The sequence below is a fragment of the Myxococcus qinghaiensis genome (genome assembly GCF_024198215.1).
GTDB lineage: Bacteria > Myxococcota > Myxococcia > Myxococcales > Myxococcaceae > Myxococcus > Myxococcus qinghaiensis.
Map to the genome: position 1 here is coordinate 65,437 of NZ_JAKCFA010000021.1, position 21,599 is coordinate 87,035.

The following is a 21,599-nucleotide window of genomic DNA, read 5'->3' on the forward strand; positions in this document are numbered from 1 at the left end:
TCACGAGGACGTGTCCTCCAATTCCCGAGCGAGCTGCTCCACCAGCTCGGAGACCCGAGGGCCGCTCAACATCGTGAAGTGGTCGCCCGCGACGTCGTGCACCGTGAGGCTTCCGGTGAGCCACTCGCGCCAGCCGAGGTCCTCGCTCTCAGGGGCTTCATCAGGAGCCCTGGTGGCGCGGAAGAGCATCGTCTGACCTGTGTAGACACCGCCGGGTACATGGCGACGCTGGGCCTCTGTGAGGCGCTGGTAGACATTGAAGAGTCGCTCGGCCGTGTCGAGCTCCAGCGTGTGCAGGGCCGGAGTGGAGCGCCGCAGGTGTGGCAGCACCTGGGCCAGCACTTCGCGCGCGCCCAGATGCTCCAACTGCTTCACATCCAGGGAGAGGTCCTCCCGGGACACGCCGAGCATTTGTCCGAAGCCCGCGAGCAGCGTGAGGGTGTCGGGCTCGGGCAGCGGCAGCCGCGTGGGGGCGTGGCTGTCGAACATCACCAGCAGGTCCACCCTCTCTCCCGTGGCCTGGAGCAAACGCGCCATCTCGTGGGCCACGACGCCGCCGAAGGACCAGCCTCCGAGGAGGTAGGGACCCCGTGGCTGCACGGTACGGAGCTGCGCGAGGTAGTCGCGCGCCAGTGCCTCCACGGAGGGTTGGGGCAGCTCGCCGCCGTCCAGCCCGGACGCGGAGAGGCCGTACACGGGCCGCTTCGTGCCGAGCCCACGGACGAGGTCGGTGTAGCCGAGCACCGTGCCTCCGCCTCCGTGGACGAGGAATAGAGGCCGCTCCGTCGACGTCCCCGTGTCCAGGCGCACGAGGTTGGGCGTGGGCCTCGGGCCCTGCTCCCGCTGCTCCACCCGTCGGGCCAGGCGCTCCACTGTGGACGCCTGGAAGAGCGCGGACACCGGCAGCGAGACACCCAGTCGCTCACGCAGCAGCGCCATCAGGCGGACGGCCAGCAGGGAGTGACCCCCCAGTGCGAAGAAGTCATCGGTGGCACCGACCTTCCTCGCACCGAGCAGCTCCCTCCAGAGCGCCGCGATGGTCTCCTCGCCGGGGTTGCGCGGGGCGACGTACTCGATGCTCGTGTCGAATGCGTCCGGAGCGGGCAGGGCCCTCCGGTCCACCTTGTCGTTGGCGTTGAGCGGGAGCGCCGGCAGGAAGACGAAGGCGGAGGGCACCATGTACTCGGGGAGCGACTGGTGCAGCGCCTCGCGCACGGCTGAGAGGTCCAGGGCACGGCCTTCGTCGGTGACGAGGTAGCCGACGAGACGCTTGTCTCCAGGACGGTCTTCCCGCGCGAGGACGACGGCGCGGCGGACTCCGGAGATGGCTTCCAGCGTGGCCTCGATTTCCCCCAGCTCAATCCGGAAGCCGCGCAGCTTCACCTGGAAGTCGAAGCGGCCGAGGTACTCGAACTCGCCGGTGTCCAACCTGCGCACCTTGTCTCCCGTCCGGTAGAGACGGGCGCCAGGCGAGGACGAGAACGGGTCCGGGAGGAATCGCTCGGCGGTGAGGTCGGGCCTGTCGAGATAGCCGCGCCCGACGCCCGCGCCTCCGAGGAAGAGCTCGCCGGGCACCCCCAGGGGAACGGGCTGCATGCGCGCGTCGAGGACGTGCGCCTGGATGTTGAGGAGCGGGAGGCCGAGGACCGGCCGGCGTGTTCCGCGTAACGGGTGGCAGGAGGCTTCCACCGTGCACTCGGTGGGGCCGTAGACGTTGAAGGCTTCCAGATGCGGATGGGTGGAGAGCTTCTCCCAGAGGGCCTCGTCGATGGCCTCTCCGCCCACGAGCACGCGCAGACGTCGGTGTGCGGCCAGCCCCTCGTCCAGGAGCAGACGCAGGTGCGAGGGCGAGCAGTCCATCGTGTCGATGCCGTGCTTCTCCACCCAGGCGCACAGCAGGGCCGTGTCCTGTCGCTCGGCCTGGGGCACGACCCCCAGTGCATGGCCGTCCGTTAGCTGCACCAGCTGCTGGACGGAGGCGTCGAACGCCAGCGGGGCGTTGATGGCGAGCCGCAGCGGGCCCTCGCCCTTCGCGAAGACCCTCTCGCCCACGGCGACACGCAGGTTCATCACGGAGCGGTGCTGAATCATCGCCCCCTTGGGCTGGCCGGTGGAGCCCGAGGTGTAGATGACGTAGGCGAGGTGCTCGGGTTCGGAGACCCGGCTCGGATTGCTCTCGGACTCTCGGCTCAGTGTTTCGGTGATGCGCGGGTCGTCCAGGCACACGACCTCCACGCCCGGTGTTTCGAGCCGCTCGGCCAGGTGCCGCTGCGTGAGGACGAGGCGCGCGCTGGAATCCTGGAGGGTGAAGGTGAGGCGCTCACGCGGGTACGTCGAATCCATGGGCACGTAGGCGCCACCGGCCTTGAGGATGGCGAAGAGCGCGACGAGCACGTCCGCGCCACGCTCCATGCACAGGGCGACGCGGACCTCGGGCCCGACTCCCCGCGAGCGCAGCCAGTGCGCCAGCCTGTTGACCCGACGGTTGAACACCTCGAAGGAGAGCGTCCCGCTGTCCTCGAAGATGGCCAGGGCGTCGGGAGTCCGGAGGACCTGCGCCTCCAGCCGCTCGTGCATGGCGCCATCCCAGGGCAGCTCACGGTGCGTGTCGTTCCAGCGCGTCAGCAGCTGCTCACGCTCGGCGACGGGCATCAGCGGCAGCTCGCCCACGTGTGTCTCTGGAGTGTGGATGACGGCTTCCAGCAGCGTGGCGAAGTGCCCCGCCATGCGAGTGATGGTGGACTCCTCGAACAAGTCGGTCCGATAGGTCAGCGCGCCGGAGAAGCCCTCCGGCGTCTCGGCGAGCGACAGCGTCAGGTCGAAGTGGGTGGACCGCACCTCGGACGCGACGGGCTCGACGCTCAGCGCAGCGGCTCCTTCCCCGGCCTCCAGCGCGCCCGTGGGCGTGTTCTGGAGGGTGAACATCACCTGGAAGAGCGGCGAGTAGCTGAGGCTGCGCTGGGGCTGGAGCTCCTCGACGAGCTTCTCGAAGGGGACGTCCTGGTGCTCGTAGGCGGCGAGCGTGGAGGTGCGCACCTGGGAGAGCAGCTCCCGGAAGGTGGCGCGCGGGTCGACGTGGGAGCGCAGGACGAGCGTGTTGACGAAGAAGCCGATGAGGCCCTCCAGCTCGGAGGCCCTGCGGCCCGCGATGGGCGAGCCGACGGAGATGTCGTCCTGCCCGGAGTAGCGCGAGAGCAGGAGCTGGAAGGCGGCCAGCATGCCCATGAAGAGCGTGGTGCCCTCTTGCTTGCAGAAGGCTTCCACCGCTCGGAAGAGGGCCTTGGGGAGCTGGAAGTCGACGGTGCGACCGTGGAACGACTGGAGCGACGGTCGTGGGAAGTCGGTGGGCAGGTCGAGGACGGCGGGTGCCCCGGCGAGCTGGCGCTTCCACCAGGCGACCTGCCTGGAGAGGACGTCGTCCTTGAGCCACTGACGCTGCCAGACTGCGTAGTCGGCGTACTGGAGCGGCAGCTCGGGAAGGGGAGACGGGAGGCCCTGACGGTAGGCCTCGTAGAGGGACGTCACTTCCCGGACGAGCAGGCCCATGGACCAGCCGTCGGAGACGGCGTGGTGGAGGTTGAGGAGCAGGACGTGCCGCTGGGAAGCCAGGCGCAGCAGGGAGGCTCGGAGCAGGGGGCCGCGACTCAAGTCGAAGGGACAGGCGGCGTCCTGGTGTGCCCGCTCACGTGCGAGGGACTCACGCTCTTCAACAGAGGAGAGGTCCTCCAGCGAGAGGGTGAAGAGGGCCGGCGGGGCGATGCGCTGGAACGGCTCGCCGTTGTCCTCGACGAACGAGGTGCGGAGGGCTTCGTGGCGGCGGAGGAGCTCGGAGAAGGCGCGCTGGAGCGAGGTTACGTCGAGAGGGCCCTCGAGGCGGAGGGCAGCGGGCATGTTGTACGTGGGGGTGCCGGGCTGGAGTTGCTCCAGGAACCAGAGGCGCTGCTGCGCGAAGGAGAGGGGCAGCGGCGCGCCGTCTCTCGGTGCGGGGCGCAGCGGGGGGAGCGTGGTTGACTCGGTGGCGTGCTCGACGCGGAGCGCGAGCTGTTCGAGCGTCGGTGCCTCGAAGAGGGCGCGCAGGGGGAGTTCCAGCGAGAAGGCGGAGCGGATGCGCGCCATCAACTGGGTGGCCAGCAGCGAATGTCCGCCGCGCTCGAAGAAGTGGTCATGGCGGCCCACGGAGGGGAGCCGGAGGACTTCGGCCCAGAGGGCGGCGAGGCGCACCTCGGTGGGCGTGAGCGGAGCGACGAAGGCGTCGGCACAGGGTGTCGCATCGGGAGAAGGCAGGGCCTTGCGGTCCACCTTTCCGTTGGGCGTCAGCGGGAAGGAGTCCAGGCACACGAGCGCGCCGGGGACCTCGTAGGCCGGGAGTCTCTTGGCGAGGTAGGCGCGGAGGGCGGCGGGCTCGGGAGGGCGTGACTGAGAGGTGAAGTAGGCGACGAGGCGCTGGTCGCCGGGGACGTCCTCGCGGAGGAGGACCAGGGCCTCATGAACGGCGGGGTGGCTCGAGAGCGTGGCCTCGATTTCACCCAACTCAATCCGGAAGCCACGCAGCTTCACCTGGAAGTCCATGCGGCCGAGGAACGCGAGCTCTCCGTTCGGGAGCCAGCGGGCCTTGTCGCCCGTGCGGTACATGCGCGCGCCGGGGACGGAGCTGAACGGATTGGGGAGGAAGCGCTCGGCGGTGAGTGACGGGCGTGCGAGGTAGCCACGCGCCACGCCGTCGCCGGCCAGGAACAGCTCTCCGGGGACACCCACGGGGACGGGCTGGAGGTGGGCATCCAGGACATACGCCCGCACGTTCGCCAGCGGCGTGCCGAGCGAAGGACGCGTCGCGCCTCGCACCGCACGAGTCGTGGAGTCCACCGTGCACTCAGTGGGCCCGTAGACGTTGAAGGCGGTGATGCGCGGATGGGTGGCGAGCTTCTCCCAGAGGGCGTCGTCCACCGCCTCACCTCCGACGAGCACGCGCAGGGAGCGACTGGAGGCCAGTCCTTCTCCGAGCAGCACTCGCAGGTGGGAAGGCGCGCAGTCGAGCACGTCGACGTGGTGTTGCTCCACCCAGTTCACCAGGAGGGCCGCGTCCTGGCGGACGGCCTGGGGCACCACGCACAGGGTGTGGCCATCGGAGAGCTGGACGAGCTGCTGGACCGACGCATCGAACGCGAGCGGCGCGTTGAGGCTGACTCGCAGCGGGCCCTCCAGGCCGGCGAGCGCCATGGACGCGAGGGCCGCACGCAGGTTCATCACGGAGGCGTGCTGAATCATGACGCCCTTCGGATGGCCGGTGCTGCCCGACGTGTAGATGACGTAGGCGAGGTGCTGTGGCGAGGAGACCCGGGGCGGCGCGGTGTCCGCTTCACCGGTGAGCGTCCTGGCCACGCCCGGGTCATCCAGGGAGATGACCTTGACGGAAGGAGCCTCCAGCCGCTCGGCGAGGAATTGCTGCGTAAGGACGAGCGTGACGCCGGAATCACGGAGCACGAAGGCGAGCCGCTCGCGAGGATGGGCGGGGTCCATGGGGACGTACGCGCCGCCCGCCTTGAGGATGCCCAGGACGGCGACAATCATGTCGACGCCGCGCTCCATGCAGAGGGCGACGCGGGACTCGGGTCTGACGCCGTGAGCGCGCAGCCAGTGGGCGAGCCTGTTGGCCTGACGGTCGAGCTGGCCGAAGGTGAGCGACGTCGCGCCGTCGAGGACGGCCAGCGCATCGGGCGTGCGTGCGGCCTGGGCCTCGATTCGCTCGTGCAGCGCGCCTTCCCACGGCAGCTCCCGGCTCGTGTCGTTCCATGCCACGAGGAGCTGCTCCCGCTCCTCGTCGGAGAGGAGTGACAGCGAGCCCAGGTCCGCATCGGGCGTGGTGAGCACGGCCTTGAGCAGGGTGACGAAGTGCTCCGCCATGCGCGTGACGGTCCGCTCGTCGAACAGCTCCACGCGGAAGTCGAGCGCTCCTCCGAGTCCCTGGGGCGTCCGGGCGAGCGAGAGCGAGAGGTCGAACTTCGCCGCCAGGCCCTCCGCCGCCATCGGCGTGAGCTTCAGTGCGTCCAGCCCGCTCTGTCCGGAGCGAAGCGCCAGCTCCTGGCGAGGCGTGTTCTGGAGCGCGAGCATCACCTGGAAGAGCGGCGAGTGGCTCAGGCTGCGCTGAGGCTGGAGCTCCTCGACGAGCTTCTCGAAGGGGACGTCCTGATGCTCGTAGGCGGCGAGGGTGGAGGCGCGCACCTGGGCGAGCAGCTCGCGGAACGTGGCGCGCGGCTCGATGCGGGAGCGCAGGACGAGGGTGTTGACGAAGAAGCCGATGAGGCCCTCTGTCTCCGCGCGGTTTCGGCCGGCGATGGGCGAGCCGACGGAGATGTCGTCCTGTCCGGAGTAGCGCGAGAGCAGGAGCTGGAAGGCGGCCAGCACGCCCATGAAGAGCGTGGCCCCTTCCGCTTGAGTGAAGGACTCCAGGCCTTGGGTCAGCTCCTCCGGCAGGTGGAACGGCAGTGCGCCACCCCTGGAGGACTGGACCGCGGGGCGGGGCCTGTCCGTGGGCAGCTCCAGCACGGCGGGCGCATCCGCGAGCTGGTGCTTCCAGTAGTCGAGCTGCCGCTGGAGCACCTCACCGCGCAGCCACGCACGCTGCCAGGCGGAGAAGTCGGCGTACTGCACCGGCAGGGGCGCGAGGACGGAGGACGTGCCCGTGGCCAGGGCCGAGTAGAGCGCGACGAGCTCGCGCACCAGCACCTCCATGGACCAGCCGTCGGAGACGATGTGGTGCATCGTCACCAGCAGCACGTGCTCCTTCGCATCCATCCGGAGCAGCGAGGCGCGCAGGAGCGGGCCAGTGGCCAGGTCGAAAGGCCTGAGGGCCTCTTCGTTGATGAGGCCCTGGGCTCGAGTCTCACGCTCTTCCCCGTGCGTATCGCTCAGGTCCACGAGCGGCAGCGAGAAGGCAGGGGCCGGGCGGATGACCTGCACGGGCTCGCCCTCCCGCGAGGAGAACGTGGTGCGGAGGGCCTCATGGCGTCGCACCAGGGCGTCGAAGCTGGCCTCCAGTGCATTTGTGTCCAGCGCCCCTTCCAGCCGCAGCGCGGCGGGCATGTTGTAGAGGGCACTGCCGGGCTCGAGCTGGTCGATGAACCACAGTCGCTGCTGCGCGAAGGACAGCGGGAGCGCACCGGTGCGCGACACGGGAACCAGCGGCGGCGCCGTCAGCGGATTCGGTTGGGAGGCGGCGTCGATGCGCGCGGCCAGGGTCGCCGGTGTGGGACTCTCGAAGAGGGCGCGCAGCGGCAGCTCGACGTGGAGTGACGCGCGAATGCGGGAGACGAGCTGGGTGGCGAGGAGGGAGTGGCCGCCGAGCGAGAAGAAGGAGTCGCTCGCTCCGACGCGCTCGACGCCCAGGAGGTCGGCCATGAGCCTGGCCAGGGTCTTCTCGGTGGGAGTCGACGGCGCGCTCCACGCGGGCTGCTCAGAGGCAACGGCCGCGGGAGGAGGCAGGACGCCGCGGTCCACTTCTCCATCGGGCAGGCGGGGCAGTGCCGCCAGGGACACGAAGGACGACGGCACCAGGTACTCGGCGAGCCGCTCCTTCAGGAAGGTGCGCAGCACCGTCAGGTCGAGCGCACCCTGGGGCACGAGATAGGCGACGAGGCGCTTCTTGCCGGGGACATCCTCGCGGACGAGAGCGACGGCCTCACGGACGTGAGGGTGGGAGCGCAGCGCGGCCTCGACGTCGTCGAGTTCGCCTCGCACGTCTCGCGGTGTAGCGCGAGGGGCGACCTGGCCCAGGTTCTCGAGGGAGCCGTCCGCGCGCCAGCGGACCTTGTCGCCGGTGCGGTACAGGCGCGCACCGGACAGGCCACTGAGTGCATCCGGGAGGAAGCGCTCAGCCGTGACTTGCGGACCCTGCCCGTAGCTGAGCGCGTGGTGCACTCCGCCCAGGAACAGCTCCCCGGCGACGCCCACGGGGACGGGCTCCAGGTTCGCATCGAGGACGTAGGCTCGCGTGCTCGAGGTGGTGTCGTTCCACTCCACTAGGAGGCGGTGCCGCTCGGTGGAGTCCATGAGCGGCAGCGTGGAGACAGGCGCCTCCGGGTGCTTCACGGCGGCGCGGAGCAGGGTGAGGAAGTGAGCCACCATGCGCGTGGCCGTGGAGGCATCGAAGAGCGCCGTGGCGACCTGGAGCGAGCCCTCGTAGCCAGAAGGCGCTTCGGCGAAGGAGAGGTCGAGGTCGAACTTGGCGGGCGCGTCACCTCGGTCGACGGAGAGCAGGCGCAAGCCGGGCAGTTCCAGGTCTCCCATGGGCGTGTTCAGCAGCGAGAACATGACCTGGAAGAGCGGGGAGACGTCGAGGCTGCGCTCGGGTTGAAGCTCCTCGACGATCTTCTCGAAGGGGACGTCCTGGTGTTCGTAGGCTCCCAGCGTCGTGGCGCGCACGCGCTCCACCAACTCGCGGAAGGACGCTCGCGGGTCGATGCGCGCGCGGAGCACCAGCGTGTTGACGAAGAAGCCGATGAGGCCCTCGGTCTCCGCGCGGTTGCGTCCCGCGATGGGCGAGCCCACGGAGATGTCGTCCTGCCCGGAGTAGCGTGAGAGCAGGAGCTGGAAGGCGGCCAGGAGCGTCATGAAGGGCGTCGCACCCTGGCGCTGCGCGAGTGACCTGACGGCGTCGGACAGCTCGGCCCCCAGCGAGATGGGGAGGATGGCGGCCTCACGCGACCCGAGGGCGGCGCGCGGCCTGTCGGTGGGCAGCTCCAGGAGCGCGGGGGCTCCACGGAGCTGCTGCTTCCAGTAGGCCAGCCGTGTCCGCAGGGCTTCGTCACGCAGCCAGCCGCGCTGCCACGCCGCGAAGTCGGCGTATTGCACGCTCAACGCCGGAAGCCTGGCGGGTTCGCCGGACAGATGCGCCGCGTAGAGCGTCCCCAGCTCGCGCACCAGCACGCCGGAGGACCAGCCGTCGGAGACGATGTGGTGGACGTTGGTGATGAGCAGGTGCTCGCGCTCCGCCAGCTTGACGAGGCAGAGGCGGAACAGGGGCCCGGAGGTCAGGTCGAAGGGGCGTTCCACCTCTTGGGCCGTCAGTCGTCGGGCCTCGGTCTGTCGGTCGGCCTCATCCAGGTGCTGGAGGTCGATGAGCGGAATGGAGACGGGCGCCGCGGGGTGGATGACCTGGGACGGCTGTCCGTCGATGGAGGCGAAGGTGGTGCGGAGCGCCTCGTGGCGCGAGACGACGTCGGAGACCGCGCGCTCCAGGGAGGCGAGGTCGAGCGCTCCTTCGAGGCGAAGCGCCGTGGGGATGTTGTAGAGGGCGCTGCCGGGCTCGAGCTGGTCGATGAACCACAGGCGCTGCTGCGCGAAGGACAACGGCAGGGCACCAGTGCGCGGCACGGGCGTCAGCGGTGGGACTTCCAACCCCTGTTGCTCCTGCCGCGAGGCCTCCAGGTACCGGGCCAATCCGGCGACGGTGGGCGCCTCGAAGAGCTCTCGCAGCGGCAGCTCGACGTTGAACGTGGACCGGATGCGGGAGACGACCTGGGTGGCGAGGAGGGAGTGGCCTCCCAGCTCGAAGAAGTCGTCCATCGGACCCACTCGCGGGACACCGAGCACCTCGGCGTAGATGCCCGCGAGCGCTGCTTCCGTGGCGGTGCGTGGCGCCTCGGGCGCCTCCTGGGTCGGAGCGCTGGCTCCGGGCGGCGGGAGGGCCTTGCGGTCGACCTTGCCATTCGCGGTGAGCGGCAGCTCCATCATCGTGACGATGGCCGACGGCACCATGTACGCGGGCAGCCGCTCCTCCAGGAAGCCGCGCACGGCGCTCGTGTCCAGCCCGTGTTCCGAAGGCACCATGTAGGCGACGAGCCGCTTGTCGCCCGGCAAGTCCTCGCGCACGACGACGATGACCTCACCCACGCCGGGGTGCTGGCGCAGGGCGCTCTCCACTTCACCGGGCTCGATGCGGAAGCCACGCACCTTGACCTGGAAGTCGGCGCGGCCCTGGAACTCCAGCGTGCCATCCGTCCGCCACCGGGCCCTGTCACCCGTGCGGTAGAGCCGCGTGCCCGGAGCCCCGAAGGGATGGGGCACGAAGCGCTCCGCCGTGAGGTCGGGCCGCCCGAGGTAACCCCACGCGAGGCCGTCGCCTCCGACGTAGAGTTCTCCCGTCACGCCGGGAGGAACCAACTGGAGGGCACCGTCCAGCACGAAGGCGGAGGAGTGCGGCACGGGCCGGCCGATGGGGACGGAGTCGCCCACCACATCACCCGCGCGCAGGGCGTGGGTGGCGGAGAACGTGGTGTTCTCCGTGGGGCCATAGCCGTTGATGAGCACTCCGCCCGGAGGCAGCAGCGCGAGGTGTTCTCGCACGCGCCGCGCGGGCAGCACGTCTCCGCCCGCGAGCACCTGGGAGACGCCGGCCAGGGCCTGCGGCTGGTACGTCACCATCTGCTCGTAGAGGGCCGCGGTGAGCCAGAGCGAGGAGACGCGGTGTCGCGCGAGCAGCGCTCCCAGTTCCTCCAGGGACAGCGCGCCACGGGGCGCGAGGACGAGCCGGGCGCCGTGGAGCAGCGCGCCCCAGATTTCGAGCGTGGAGGCATCGAAGGCGACCGGGGCCGCCTGGAGCCAGACCTCGTCGGGCCCGAAGCGGATGACGCCGTGGGGCTGCACGAGTCGGACGACTCCCCGGTGCGGGACGGAGACGCCCTTGGGCTCGCCGGTGCTCCCCGAGGTGAACATGACGTACGCCAGGGCATCCGCGCTCGCGGGCACCTCCGGAGTCGAGTCCGGCTGGCGGGCGATGTACGCGGCCTCTTCGTCCAGGACGACGAGCACGACGCCCAGCTCCGGCAGCTCGTCCGCCACCGAGGACTCCGTCAGCAGCACGGCGGCGGAGGACTGGCGCAGGACCCACGCCATGCGCTCGGTCGGCCAGGTGGCGTCGAGCGGGACGTAGGCGGCTCCCGCCTTGAGGGTTCCCAGCAGTGCGACCACCAGGTCCACGGAGCGCTTCAGGTGCACGGCGACGCGGCTGCCGGGCTGCACGCCCAGTCCGCGAAGATGATGGGCGAGCCGGTTCGCGCGTGCCTCGAGCTGCGCGTACGTGAGGAGCGCGTCCTCGGACTCGACGGCGACGAGGTCCGGCGTGAGCGCGGACTGTCGAGCGAAGAGCTGGTGGATGGCCGCGTCACGCGGGTACTCCGCGACGGTGTCGTTCCACTGCACGAGGACCTGGTGCCGCTCCTCGGAGGACAGCAGCGACACGAGGCCCAGCGGGCGCTCCGGTGCGGCCGTGACGGCCTCCAGCAGCACGGCGTAGTGGCGCATCAGCCGCCTCACCGTGTCCGCGTCGAAGAGGTCGGTGTTGTAGTTGAGGGCGCCGGAGAAGCCCTGGGGACCCTCTTCCAGCAGGAGGCTGACCTCGTACTGCGACGTGGTGACGTGCGCGGTGAGCGGAGCGAAGGAGAGCCCGGGGAGCGGGGTGGTCTCGACGGGAGTGTTCTGGAGGGTGAGGGTGGCCTGGAAGAGCGGGCTGCGCGCGAGGTCGCGCTGGGGCTGGAGTCCCTCGACGAGCTTCTCGAAGGGGATGTCCTGGTGCTGGTACGCGGCCAGCGTGGCACCCCGCACATGGGCGAGGAGCTGGAGGAAGGAGCCTCGGGCGTCGATGCGCGAGCGCAGGACGAGCGTGTTGACGAAGAAGCCGATGAGGCCCTCCGTCTCCCCCTGCTGGCGGTTGGCGATGGGGAAGCCGACGGAGACGTCGTCCTGCCCGGCGTACCGGGAGAGGACGAACTGCCAGGTCGCGAGCAACACCATGAACGGCGTGACGCCCTCACGCTGGGCCAGCGCGCGCACGGAGGCGCTCAGCCCGCCTGTCAGCTCGACGGGGAGGAGGGTGCCCTTGTGGGATTGGACGGCGGGACGGGGCCTGTCCGTGGGCAACTCGAGGACTCCCGAGGCTCCAGAGAGGTGCTCCTTCCAGAAGTCGAGCTGGCGCTGGAGCACGTCGCCGCGCAGCCAGGAGCGCTGCCACGCCGCATAGTCGGCGTACTGCACGGGCAGCGGTGGGAGCCGGGCCGGGGTTCCCGTGGTCCGGGCCACGTACAGCGTGGCCAGCTCGCGCACGAGGACGCCCGTGGACCACGCGTCGGAGACGATGTGGTGCATCGTCACCAGGAGCACGTGGGCCTGTGGGCCATGCTTCAGCAGCGAGGCTCGCAGGAGCGGCCCCGTCGAGAGGTTGAACGAAGCGAGGGCGTCCGCTTCGATGAGGGCCTGCGTCCGCGCCTGTCGCTCCTCTTCGGACAGCGCGCTCAGGTCCACCACGGGCACGTTGAAGCCCGAGGCGGGACGGATGCGCTGCACGGGCTCACCATCGCGCACGGCGAAGGTGGTGCGCAGCACCTCGTGGCGGTTCACCAGGGCGTTGAGGGCGTGCTCCAGCGCTCCGACATCCAGCGCTCCCTCCACGCGCAGCGCCGTGGGCAGGTTGAAGAGCGGCGTGCCCGGGGAGAGCTGGTCGATGAACCACAGACGCTGCTGGGAGAAGGAGAGCGGCAACGCCTCCGTGCGAGGCACGGGCACCAGGGGCGGCACCACCGGAGTCGTCTCCCCCCGGCTGGCGTCGATGCGCGCGGCGAGGCCCGCCACCGTGGGGTCCTCGAAGAGGGCGCGCAGGGGCAGGTCCACCCGGAACGTGGCCCGGATGCGAGAGGCGAGCTGGGTGGCGAGCAGCGAGTGGCCTCCCAGGGTGAAGAAGTGGTCCTCCGCTCCCACCTGCTCGACGCGGAGGATGGCGGCCATCAGGTCCGCCAGCGTCTGCTCCGTGGGCGTACGCGGAGCAATCCACGCAGCCTCCTCGTCGACGTTCGCGTCCGGCGCTGGCAGCGCCTTGCGGTCCAGCTTGCCGTTTGGCGTGAGGGGCAGCGCCGCCAGCACCACGAAGGCCGCGGGCACCATGTACTCCGGCAGGCCCGTCAGCAGTCCTCGCCGGAGCTCCGTGACGTCGAGCGTGCTCTCCACTCGTGGCACCACGTAGGCGATCAGCAGGTCATCGCGCACCAACACGGCGGCCTCCTGGAGGCCCGGCTGACGCAGGAGCGCGGCTTCGACTTCACCCAGCTCGATGCGCAGGCCGCGCAGCTTCACCTGGAAGTCGATGCGGCCCAGGTAGTCGAGCGTGCCATCCGCCCGCCACCGCGCCTTGTCGCCCGTGCGGTAGAGGCGCGCGCCGGGCCGGAGCGAAAAGGGGTCGGGGAGGAACCGCTCGGCGGTGAGGTGGGGCTGATGCAGGTAGCCGCGCGCCAGACCCTCGCCGCCCAGGTACAGCTCGCCGGGCACACCCGTGGGAACCGGCCGCAGGTCCCCGTCCAGGACATAGGCCTGGGCGTTGGCCATGGGCCGGCCGATGGGGGCCACCGGTCCGGTGAAGTGCTCCACCGACCACGAGGTGGCGTCGATGGTGGCCTCCGTCGGGCCATAGTTGTTGTCCAGGCTCACGCTCGGCAGCACCTCGCTCACGCGCGGCGGCAGGTCCGCTGGCAGCGCCTCGCCGCCGGAGATGATGCGGCGCAGGCTCGTGGCGGCGCGCAGTCCGGGCTCCTCCAGCAGGACTCTCAGCAGCGACGGCACCACCTGGAGCACGGTGACGTGGTGTCGCACCACGGTCTCCACCAGGAGGGATGCGTCGCGGTGGGCCTCGAGCGGTGCGACGACCAGCGTCGAACCGGACAGGAGCGTGGCGAACAGCTCGGCGACGGAAACGTCGAAGCTGAGCGAAGTGAGCAGCACCGGCCGTGCACCGGGCCCCAGGTCGAACCGGGAGCGCATCCACGCGGCGTGGTTGGAGAGGGAGCGGTGGGTCAGCACGGTGCCCTTGGGCCGACCCGTGCTGCCCGACGTGTAGATGACGTACGCGGCGCTCTCGGAGGGCACCCACTCACTCAGGGGCTTCTTCGCGTCGGCGAGCCCGGTCTCCCAGCCGGCATCGAGGCACACCACGGCGGGGCCCTCGGGCAACACTCCGAGGAGGTGACGCTGGGTGAGCAGCACCGGGGCGGAGGTGTCCTGGAGCATGAAGGCCAGCCGCTCGCGCGGGTAGGCCGGGTCCAGCGGCACGTAGGCGCCACCGGCCTTGAGCACGCCGAAGACGGCGACGGGCACCTCCAGCGAGCGCTCCATGCACAGCGCCACGAGCGTCCCGGGCTTCACGCCCAACGCGCGCAGGTGCGCGGCGAGCTGGCTGGAGCGCGCATCGAGCTGGGCGAAGGTGAGCGAGCCCGTGTCGGAGACGACGGCGAGCGCGTCCGGAGTGAGACCGGCCTGGGCGGAGAGCTGGTGGTGGACGCAGGCGTCAGCGGGGACGGGCGCCGCGGTGTCGTTCCACTCCCGGAGGACGCGTCGCAGCTCGGCCTCGTCCATCAGCGGCAGAGCGGAGAGTGGCTGCTCGGGGTTGGCCACGGCCGCGCGGAGCAGGGTGCGCAGGTGCTCCACCATCCGCTCCATGGTGGCGGCGTCGAACAGGTCGACGTTGTAGTCGAGCGAGCCCACGAAGCCCGCCGGCGTCTCCACCAGGGAGAGGTCCAGGTCGAACTTGAGGGGCATCTCGTTGTCCCCCAGCCCCTCCAACCGCAGCCCGGGCAGCTCCAGCGCGCCCATGGGGGTGTTCAGCACGGAGAACATGACCTGGAACAGCGGCGAGTAGCTGAGGCTGCGCTCGGGCTGCAGCTCCTCGACGAGCTTCTCGAAGGGCACGTCCTGGTGGTCGAAGGCCTCCAGCGTGGTGCGCTTCACCTGCGTCAGCAGCGACGCGAAGGAGGCATGTGGCTCCAGTCGCGCGCGCAGCGCCAGGGTGTTGACGAAGAAGCCGATGAGGCCCTCGGTCTCCCCTCGGTTGCGCCCGGCGATGGGCGAGCCGACGACGATGTCGTCCTGGCCGGAGTAGCGCGCCAGGAGCACCTGGAACGCGGCCAGCAGCGTCATGAAGGGCGTTGCGCCGTGCCGCTGGGACAGGGCCTTGATGGCGTCGGAGAGGTCCGATGACAGCACGACGGCGCGCTGCGCGGCGTTGCGCGTCTGGACGGACGGACGGGGCCTGTCGGTGGGCAGCTCCAGCAGCGCGGGAGCGCCTTCGAGCTGCCGCTTCCAGTAGCCCAGGCGCGTGTGGAGCGCCTCGTCGCGCAACCAGCCCCGCTGCCACGCCGCGAAGTCGGCGTACTGCACGGGCAGCGACGGCAGCTCCGCGCGTGTTCCGGACAGATGCGCCGCATAGAGGGCGCCCAGCTCACGCACCAGCACGCCCGTGGACCAGCCGTCGGAGACGATGTGGTGCATCGTCGACAGCAGCACGTGCTCCCGTTCCTCCACGCGCAGCAACGCGACGCGGAAGAGCGGACCCGTGGTGAGGTCGAAGGGCCGCAGGGCCTCTTCACGGGCACGGCGGTGCACCTCGGCCTCTCGCTCGGCGGCGGGCAGGGCGCTCAGGTCCACCACCGGCAACCGCACGGGCTCAGCCGGGTGGATGTGCTGCACGGCCTCTCCGTCGCGCGAGGCGAAGGTGGTGCGCAGCGCCTCGTGGCGTTCAACAACGTCGGAGATGGAGCGCTCCAACGCCTCCACGTCCAGGTCGCCCACCAGCCGGAGCGCGGAGGGCATGTTGTACAGGGGGCTGCCCGGCTCCAACTGGTCGATGAACCACAGGCGCTGCTGCGCGAACGACAGCGGCAGCGCCTCCGTGCGCGGCACGGGCACGAGCGGCGGCAGGCCCAGGCCCCGCCGCTCCAGTCGCAGGGCATCCACCTGCCCGGCGAGCGAGGAGAGCGTCGGGGACTCGAACAGCTCACGCAGGGCCAGCTCCAGGTCGAACGTCGCCCGGATGCGGGAGACGACCTGGGTGGCGAGGAGCGAGTGTCCGCCCAGCTCGAAGAAGTCGTCATGGCGCCCCACGCGCGGGACGCCCAGCACGTCGGAGAAGATGCCGGCCAGCGCCACCTCGGTGGCACCCACGGGCACCGCGAAGGCGTCGCCGCCCGAGCCCTCCAACTCCGGAGCCGGCAGGGCCCTGCGGTCCACCTTGCCGTTTGGCGTCAGCGGCAGGGACTCCAGGCACACCAGCGCCGAGGGCACCATGTACTCGGGCAGCTTCTGGCGCAGGAAGTCCTTCAGCCCCGCCACGTCGACGTCGGGCGCCACGACATAGGCCACCAGGCGCTTGTCGCCGGGCGCATCCTCGCGCACCACGACGATGGCCTCGCTCACGCCGCCGTGCAGCCGCAGGACGCTCTCGACTTCGCCCGGCTCGATTCGGAAGCCGCGCACCTTGACCTGGAAGTCCGTGCGGCCGAGGAACTCCAACGTGCCGTCGTCCGTCCAGCGCACCTTGTCGCCCGTGCGGTACAGGCGCTCTCCAGCGACGAACGGGTGGGGCACGAAGCGCTCGGCCGTGAGGTCTGGACGGCCCAGGTAACCCCAGGCGAGTCCGTCTCCTCCGGTGAACAGCTCACCGGGAGCTCCGGGGAGCACCGGCTCGAACCGCTCATCCAGCACGTAGACGCGGGTGTTGGAGATGGGGCGGCCAATGGGCACGGAAGCGCCGACGACGTCGCCTGCCTCCAGGCGGTGGCACGCCGTGAAGGTCGTGTTCTCCGTGGGGCCGTAGCCGTTGACGAGCACCGCGCCGGGAGCCACGCGAGACAGGTGCTCGCGCACGCGCCGCACGGGAAGCACGTCGCCTCCCGCCAGCACCTGGCGCACCGAGGCCAGGGCCTCGGGCTGGTGGATGGCCATCTGCTCGAAGAGGGCCGCCGTCAGCCACAGGGTGGTGATGCGGTGGCGCACCAGCACCGCGCCCAGCTCTTCGAGCGTCGGCGTGTGCGGTGGGAAGAGGACCAGGCGAGCGCCATGCAGCAGCGCGCCCCAGACCTCCAGCGTGGAGGCGTCGAAGGAGCTGGGGGCGAGCTGGAGGAAGACCTCCTCGGGCCCGAAGTGGATGAAGTCGCCGCTCATCACCAGCCGGGTGATGCCTCGGTGAGGAATGGCGACGCCCTTGGGCTGTCCCGTGGAGCCCGAGGTGAACATGACGTACGCGAGGCTGTCCGCGTCCGCGCAAGGCGCGAGCGGCGTCACGGGCTGAAGGGCCACCTGCTCCCACTCGGAGTCGAGGCAGACGAGGAGCGGGACGTAGGCGGGCAGCTCATCGGCGAGCCGCTCTTGCGTCACGAGGACCGAGGCCCCCGTCCCCGCGAGCATGGCGTTCAGGCGCTCCGCCGGATAGGCGGGGTCGAGCGGAACGAAGGCCGCGCCCGCCTTGAGGATGCCCAGCAGCCCCACGGGCAGCTCCAGGCTTCGCTCCAGGCACAGGGCCACGCGCGTCCCCGGCGTGACGCCCAGGGTGCGCAGATGATGCGCGAGCTGGTTGGAGCGCTCGTCGAGCTCCCGGTAGGTGAGCGTGCCCGCCGTGGACTCGACGGCGATGGCGTCCGGTGTGCGTGACGCCTGCGCGGTGAAGAGCTGGTGCACTCCGGCCTCGCGCGGGTAGTCGCGGTCCGTCTGGTTCCACTCCACCAGCACGCGCTCGCGCTCCTCCTGTGTGACAAGGGAGAGCGAGGACAGGAGGGCCTGGGGCCGGGCCAGCATGGATTCGACGGCCGTGGCCCAGAGGCGCACCACGCGCTCCAGGACCGACGTCTCGAAGCGCTGCTTGTCGTAGACGAGGCGCAGCTCCATCCGGGGACCGGGCAGGGCGATGGCCACGAAGGGCATGTCCGACTGCTCGGTGCTGGCGAGGTCGCGGACCTGGAAGTCGCTGCCACCGGAGTAGACGGCGTCGTCCACGGGGTAGTTCTCGAAGACGTACAGGCTCTCGAACAGGGGCTGTCCGCGAGGCACGTCACTCCAGCCCTGGATGCGCGCCAGCGAGGCGTGCTCGTGCTGATTCAGCGCCTGCATCTGAGCGTGATGCGAGGCGAGCCACGCCACCACCGGAAGGTCAGGCTCCAGCCGGGTGCGCAGGGGCAGCGTGTTGATGAACAGGCCCACCATGTGCTCGATGCCGCTCACGTCGGCGGCGCGGCCCGAGACGGTGGTGCCGAAGACGACCTCGCGCTCACCGGAGTAGCGGGCGAGCACCAGCGCCCAGGCGCCCTGCAGCACGGTGTTGGCCGTGAGCAGGTGCTGGCGCGCGTACGCATTCAGGGCTTGGGTTGTCTCCGCGCTCAGGAAGAACGAGCGCTCTCCCTGCGCGTAGGGCGCGTCCTGCGTGTCAGGGAGCCGGGCGCCCGGGAGCGGCGTCGGCGCGGTGAAGCCCTGGAGGGCCTCGCGCCAATAGACTTCGCTGCGCGCGGGAGAGTCTTCGCGCAGCCAGGAGATGAAGTCCCGGTACGCGGGAGCGGTCGCCAGCGCGGGACGCTCGCCCTTCGACGCGGCGTCGTAGGAGGCGAACAGCTCCTTGAAGACGAGGCCGAGGCTCCAGCCGTCCATCAACAGGTGGTGCGAGGACCAGAGGACGCGGTGCAGCCCATCGTCCAGCTTCACCACCGTCAGGCGCATCAGCGGCGACTGGCGCAGGTCGAAGCCCCGGACGCGGTCCGAGGCCATGAGGGCGTCGAAGCGGGCCTTCTGCTCGTCCGAGGTCAGGCCGCGCCAGTCGAGCTCCTCCCAGGGCAGCGTGACGCGAGGACTCACCACCTGGAGGGGCTCATCCAGCCCTTCCCAGACGAACGCGGTGCGCAGGGGCGCGTGGCGCTCCACCACCGTCTCCCAGGCGCGGCGGAAGAGCCCCAGGTCGATGCGCGCGCCGAAGGTCCAGCCGAACTGCGTGACGTACACGCCCGAGCCCGGCCCCATCAGCGAGTGGAACAGCATGCCCTGCTGGAGGGCGGACAGCGGGTAGACGTCCTCCACGGGCACGCCCGGTGGCAGCACCTTGTCCTGCGTCACCTGTGTCAGGCGCGCCAGCGGGAAATCGGCCGGGGTGTAGCGCAGGGCATCGGGCGTCGCCCGTCCGGAGATGAGCAGGCGCAGCGCGTCCCCGAAGGCTTCCACGAGAGCGCGCGCGGTGGCCTCGTCGTGGAGGTTGCGGCTGTAGGTGAGGGAGAGGCGGAGCTGGCCTCCCTGGACGACGGCCGACACGTCGAGCAGATGAGCGCGTGGCGCACGAGGGCTGATGGATGGGCCCTGGGACTCCGGAGCGAACGTGAACAGCGAGGCGTCGCTGGAGGTGGAGTCCACCTGGCCCAGATAGTTGAGGGACACCTCGGGGACGGGCAGGGCACTCAGGCGTGCACGGGTGTCGTCCTCGCGCAGGTAACGAAGCAGGCCGTGTCCCAGGCCGTTGGCGGGCAGGGAGCGCAGCGCGTCCCGAGTGGTGCGCACGGTGTCACCAGGGCTGTCCCCGGCGCCCACCTGGAGCAGCACCGGGTACAGGGACGTGAACCAGCCCACGGTGCGTGACAGGTCCACGTCGGTGAAGAGGTCCTCGCGGCCGTGGCCCTCGGCCTCGACGAGGAAGCGCGACTGTCCCGTGCGAGCGGCCAGGGCGCGGCCCAGCGCGGCCAGCAGGACGTCCTGGAGCCGGGCGCGGTACGCCGCGGGCACCTCACGCAGCAGCAGGCCCGTGTCCCCGGCATCCAGGCTCGTGGAGACGGTGTGCGAGGAGGCGACGGTGTTCGCTCCTTCCGCCCTGTCCCGAGGCAGCGAGACGACGCGGGCGCGGGCCTCGTCGAGCCAGTAGGCGCGCTCGGCGTCGAGCGCTTCGGAGCGGGCATGTTTGTGCAGGCGTTCGGCCCACGCCTTGAACGACGTCGTCTTGGCCGGGAGAGAGGGCGCTTCGCCACGCCGGGCCTGTCGGCAGAGGGTCTCCAGGTCCTCGACGAGGATGCGCCAGGAGACGGCGTCGACGACCAGGTGATGGGCCACGAGCAACAGGCGTGCGGGCTCACCCGGGCCGAAGTCGAAGTGGACGGCCCGCAAGAGCGGCGCCGAGCCCAGGTCGAAGGAGCGCTGCGCCTCGGTGGCGATGGCCTCCACTCTGGCGGCCCGCGCCTCGCCAGACAGTGAGGACACGTCCTCGCGGCGCAGGGAAGGAGCGTGCTCCAGACCCGTGTTGTGCTGGCTCCACCGGCCGTCCTCCTGGACGAAGCGCATGCGCAGGGCGTCGTGGTGCTTCACCAGTTCGCGCAGGGCGGCTTCGAGGACCGAGGGCTCCACCGGCTCGCGCAGCCGCAGCATCAGCGCCTGGTTGTAGTGGTGCGGCTCGGGATTCGCGTCTTCGAGGAAGGCGCGCTGGATGGGCGTGAGGAGCACCGGGCCGACGACAGGCGTCTGCTCGGCGGTGACGGCCTGCAGCCGGGAGACCTCGGGGGCCAGCGTGGCGACGGTCTGCGATTGGAAGAGCTGTCGGGGCGCGAAGTGCAGCCCGGCGCGGCGGGCGCGTGCGACGAGCTGAAGGGTGATGATGGAGTCGCCGCCGAGCTGGAAGAAGTTGTCGTGGATGCCGACACGAGGGACGCGCAGCACCTGGGCCCACACCGTGGCGAGGGCCTCCTCCACCTCGTTGCGAGGCGCGACGTAGGAGTCGGTGCTCACCGAGTCCGGCGAAGGCAGCGCGGCGCGGTCGACCTTGCCGTTGGACGACAGGGGCAGCGCCTCCAACGCGAGGATGGCCGAGGGCACCATGTACGCCGGGAGCCGCTCACCCAGGTGTGTCCGCAGCACGTTGATGTCGGGGAGAGGTGCCCCGGTGTGTGGCGCGACGTAGGCCACGAGCCGTGCGCCCGAGGGGCCGTCCTCGCGTACCACCACGACCACGTCGCCAACGGAGGCCTGTGTCCGCAGCGCCGATTCAATCTCTCCCAGCTCGATGCGGTAGCCACGCACCTTCACCTGGAAGTCGGCGCGGCCCAGGTACTCCAGCCGCCCGTCGACGCCCCAGCGGACGCGGTCGCCGGTTCGGTACAGCCGGGCCCCGGGCCGCGTGCTGAAGGGGTCGGGGATGAAGCGCTCCGCGGTCAGCTCGGGCCGCCGCCAGTAGCCTCGCGCCACGCCCGCGCCGCCGATGAACAGCTCGCCCACGACTCCCACCGGGACCGGGCGCAGGTGCGCATCCAGGACGTACAGCCGGGTGTTGGCGATGGGACGGCCGATGGAGATGGGACCGCTCGCCGCGTCCCCAGGGGCCACCGTGTGGATGCTGCAGCCAACCACCGTCTCCGTGGGGCCGTACTCGTTGATGAGCAGGGTCTCCGGGGCGTGCTGGCGCCAGAAGGCAACGCCCTCGGCTGTCAGGGCCTCGCCACCGATGACGAACGCACGTGTGCGACCGGCTGCCTCGCCGGGCGTGAGCTGGGATGCGAGCAGGTGCAGGTGCGTGGGCGTCAGCTTCACGAGACTGAAGTCGTGGCCTTCGCGCAGGGCCTCACCCAGTCCCTCCACGCCCGCCTCCTCGGGCACGAGCACCACGGGCCTTCCCGCCACGAGGGGAGCGATGAGGCTGGTGACCGTCAGGTCGAAGGAGAGCGGCGAGTGGACCGGGGAGCCGGAGCCCTCCGCGATGCGGTACGTGCGCAGGGCCCAGGTGAGGTAGTTCACGACGCCCCGGTGCTCCACCATGACGCCCTTGGGGAGACCGGTGC

1 protein-coding gene (running past one end of the window) is annotated in these 21,599 nt (G+C 70.7%); it reads right to left on the reverse strand.

Translation table 11 applies throughout. From position 1 onward, the window contains the following. Nucleotides 1-21,599: the 3' portion of a non-ribosomal peptide synthetase gene (locus tag LZ199_RS33220; protein WP_253997769.1), read on the reverse strand. It continues 21,058 nt past the right edge of the window; 21,599 of the gene's 42,657 nt are visible here — the last part of the coding sequence; the start codon falls outside the window, past its right edge — the gene reads right to left on this strand; the stop codon is at nt 1-3.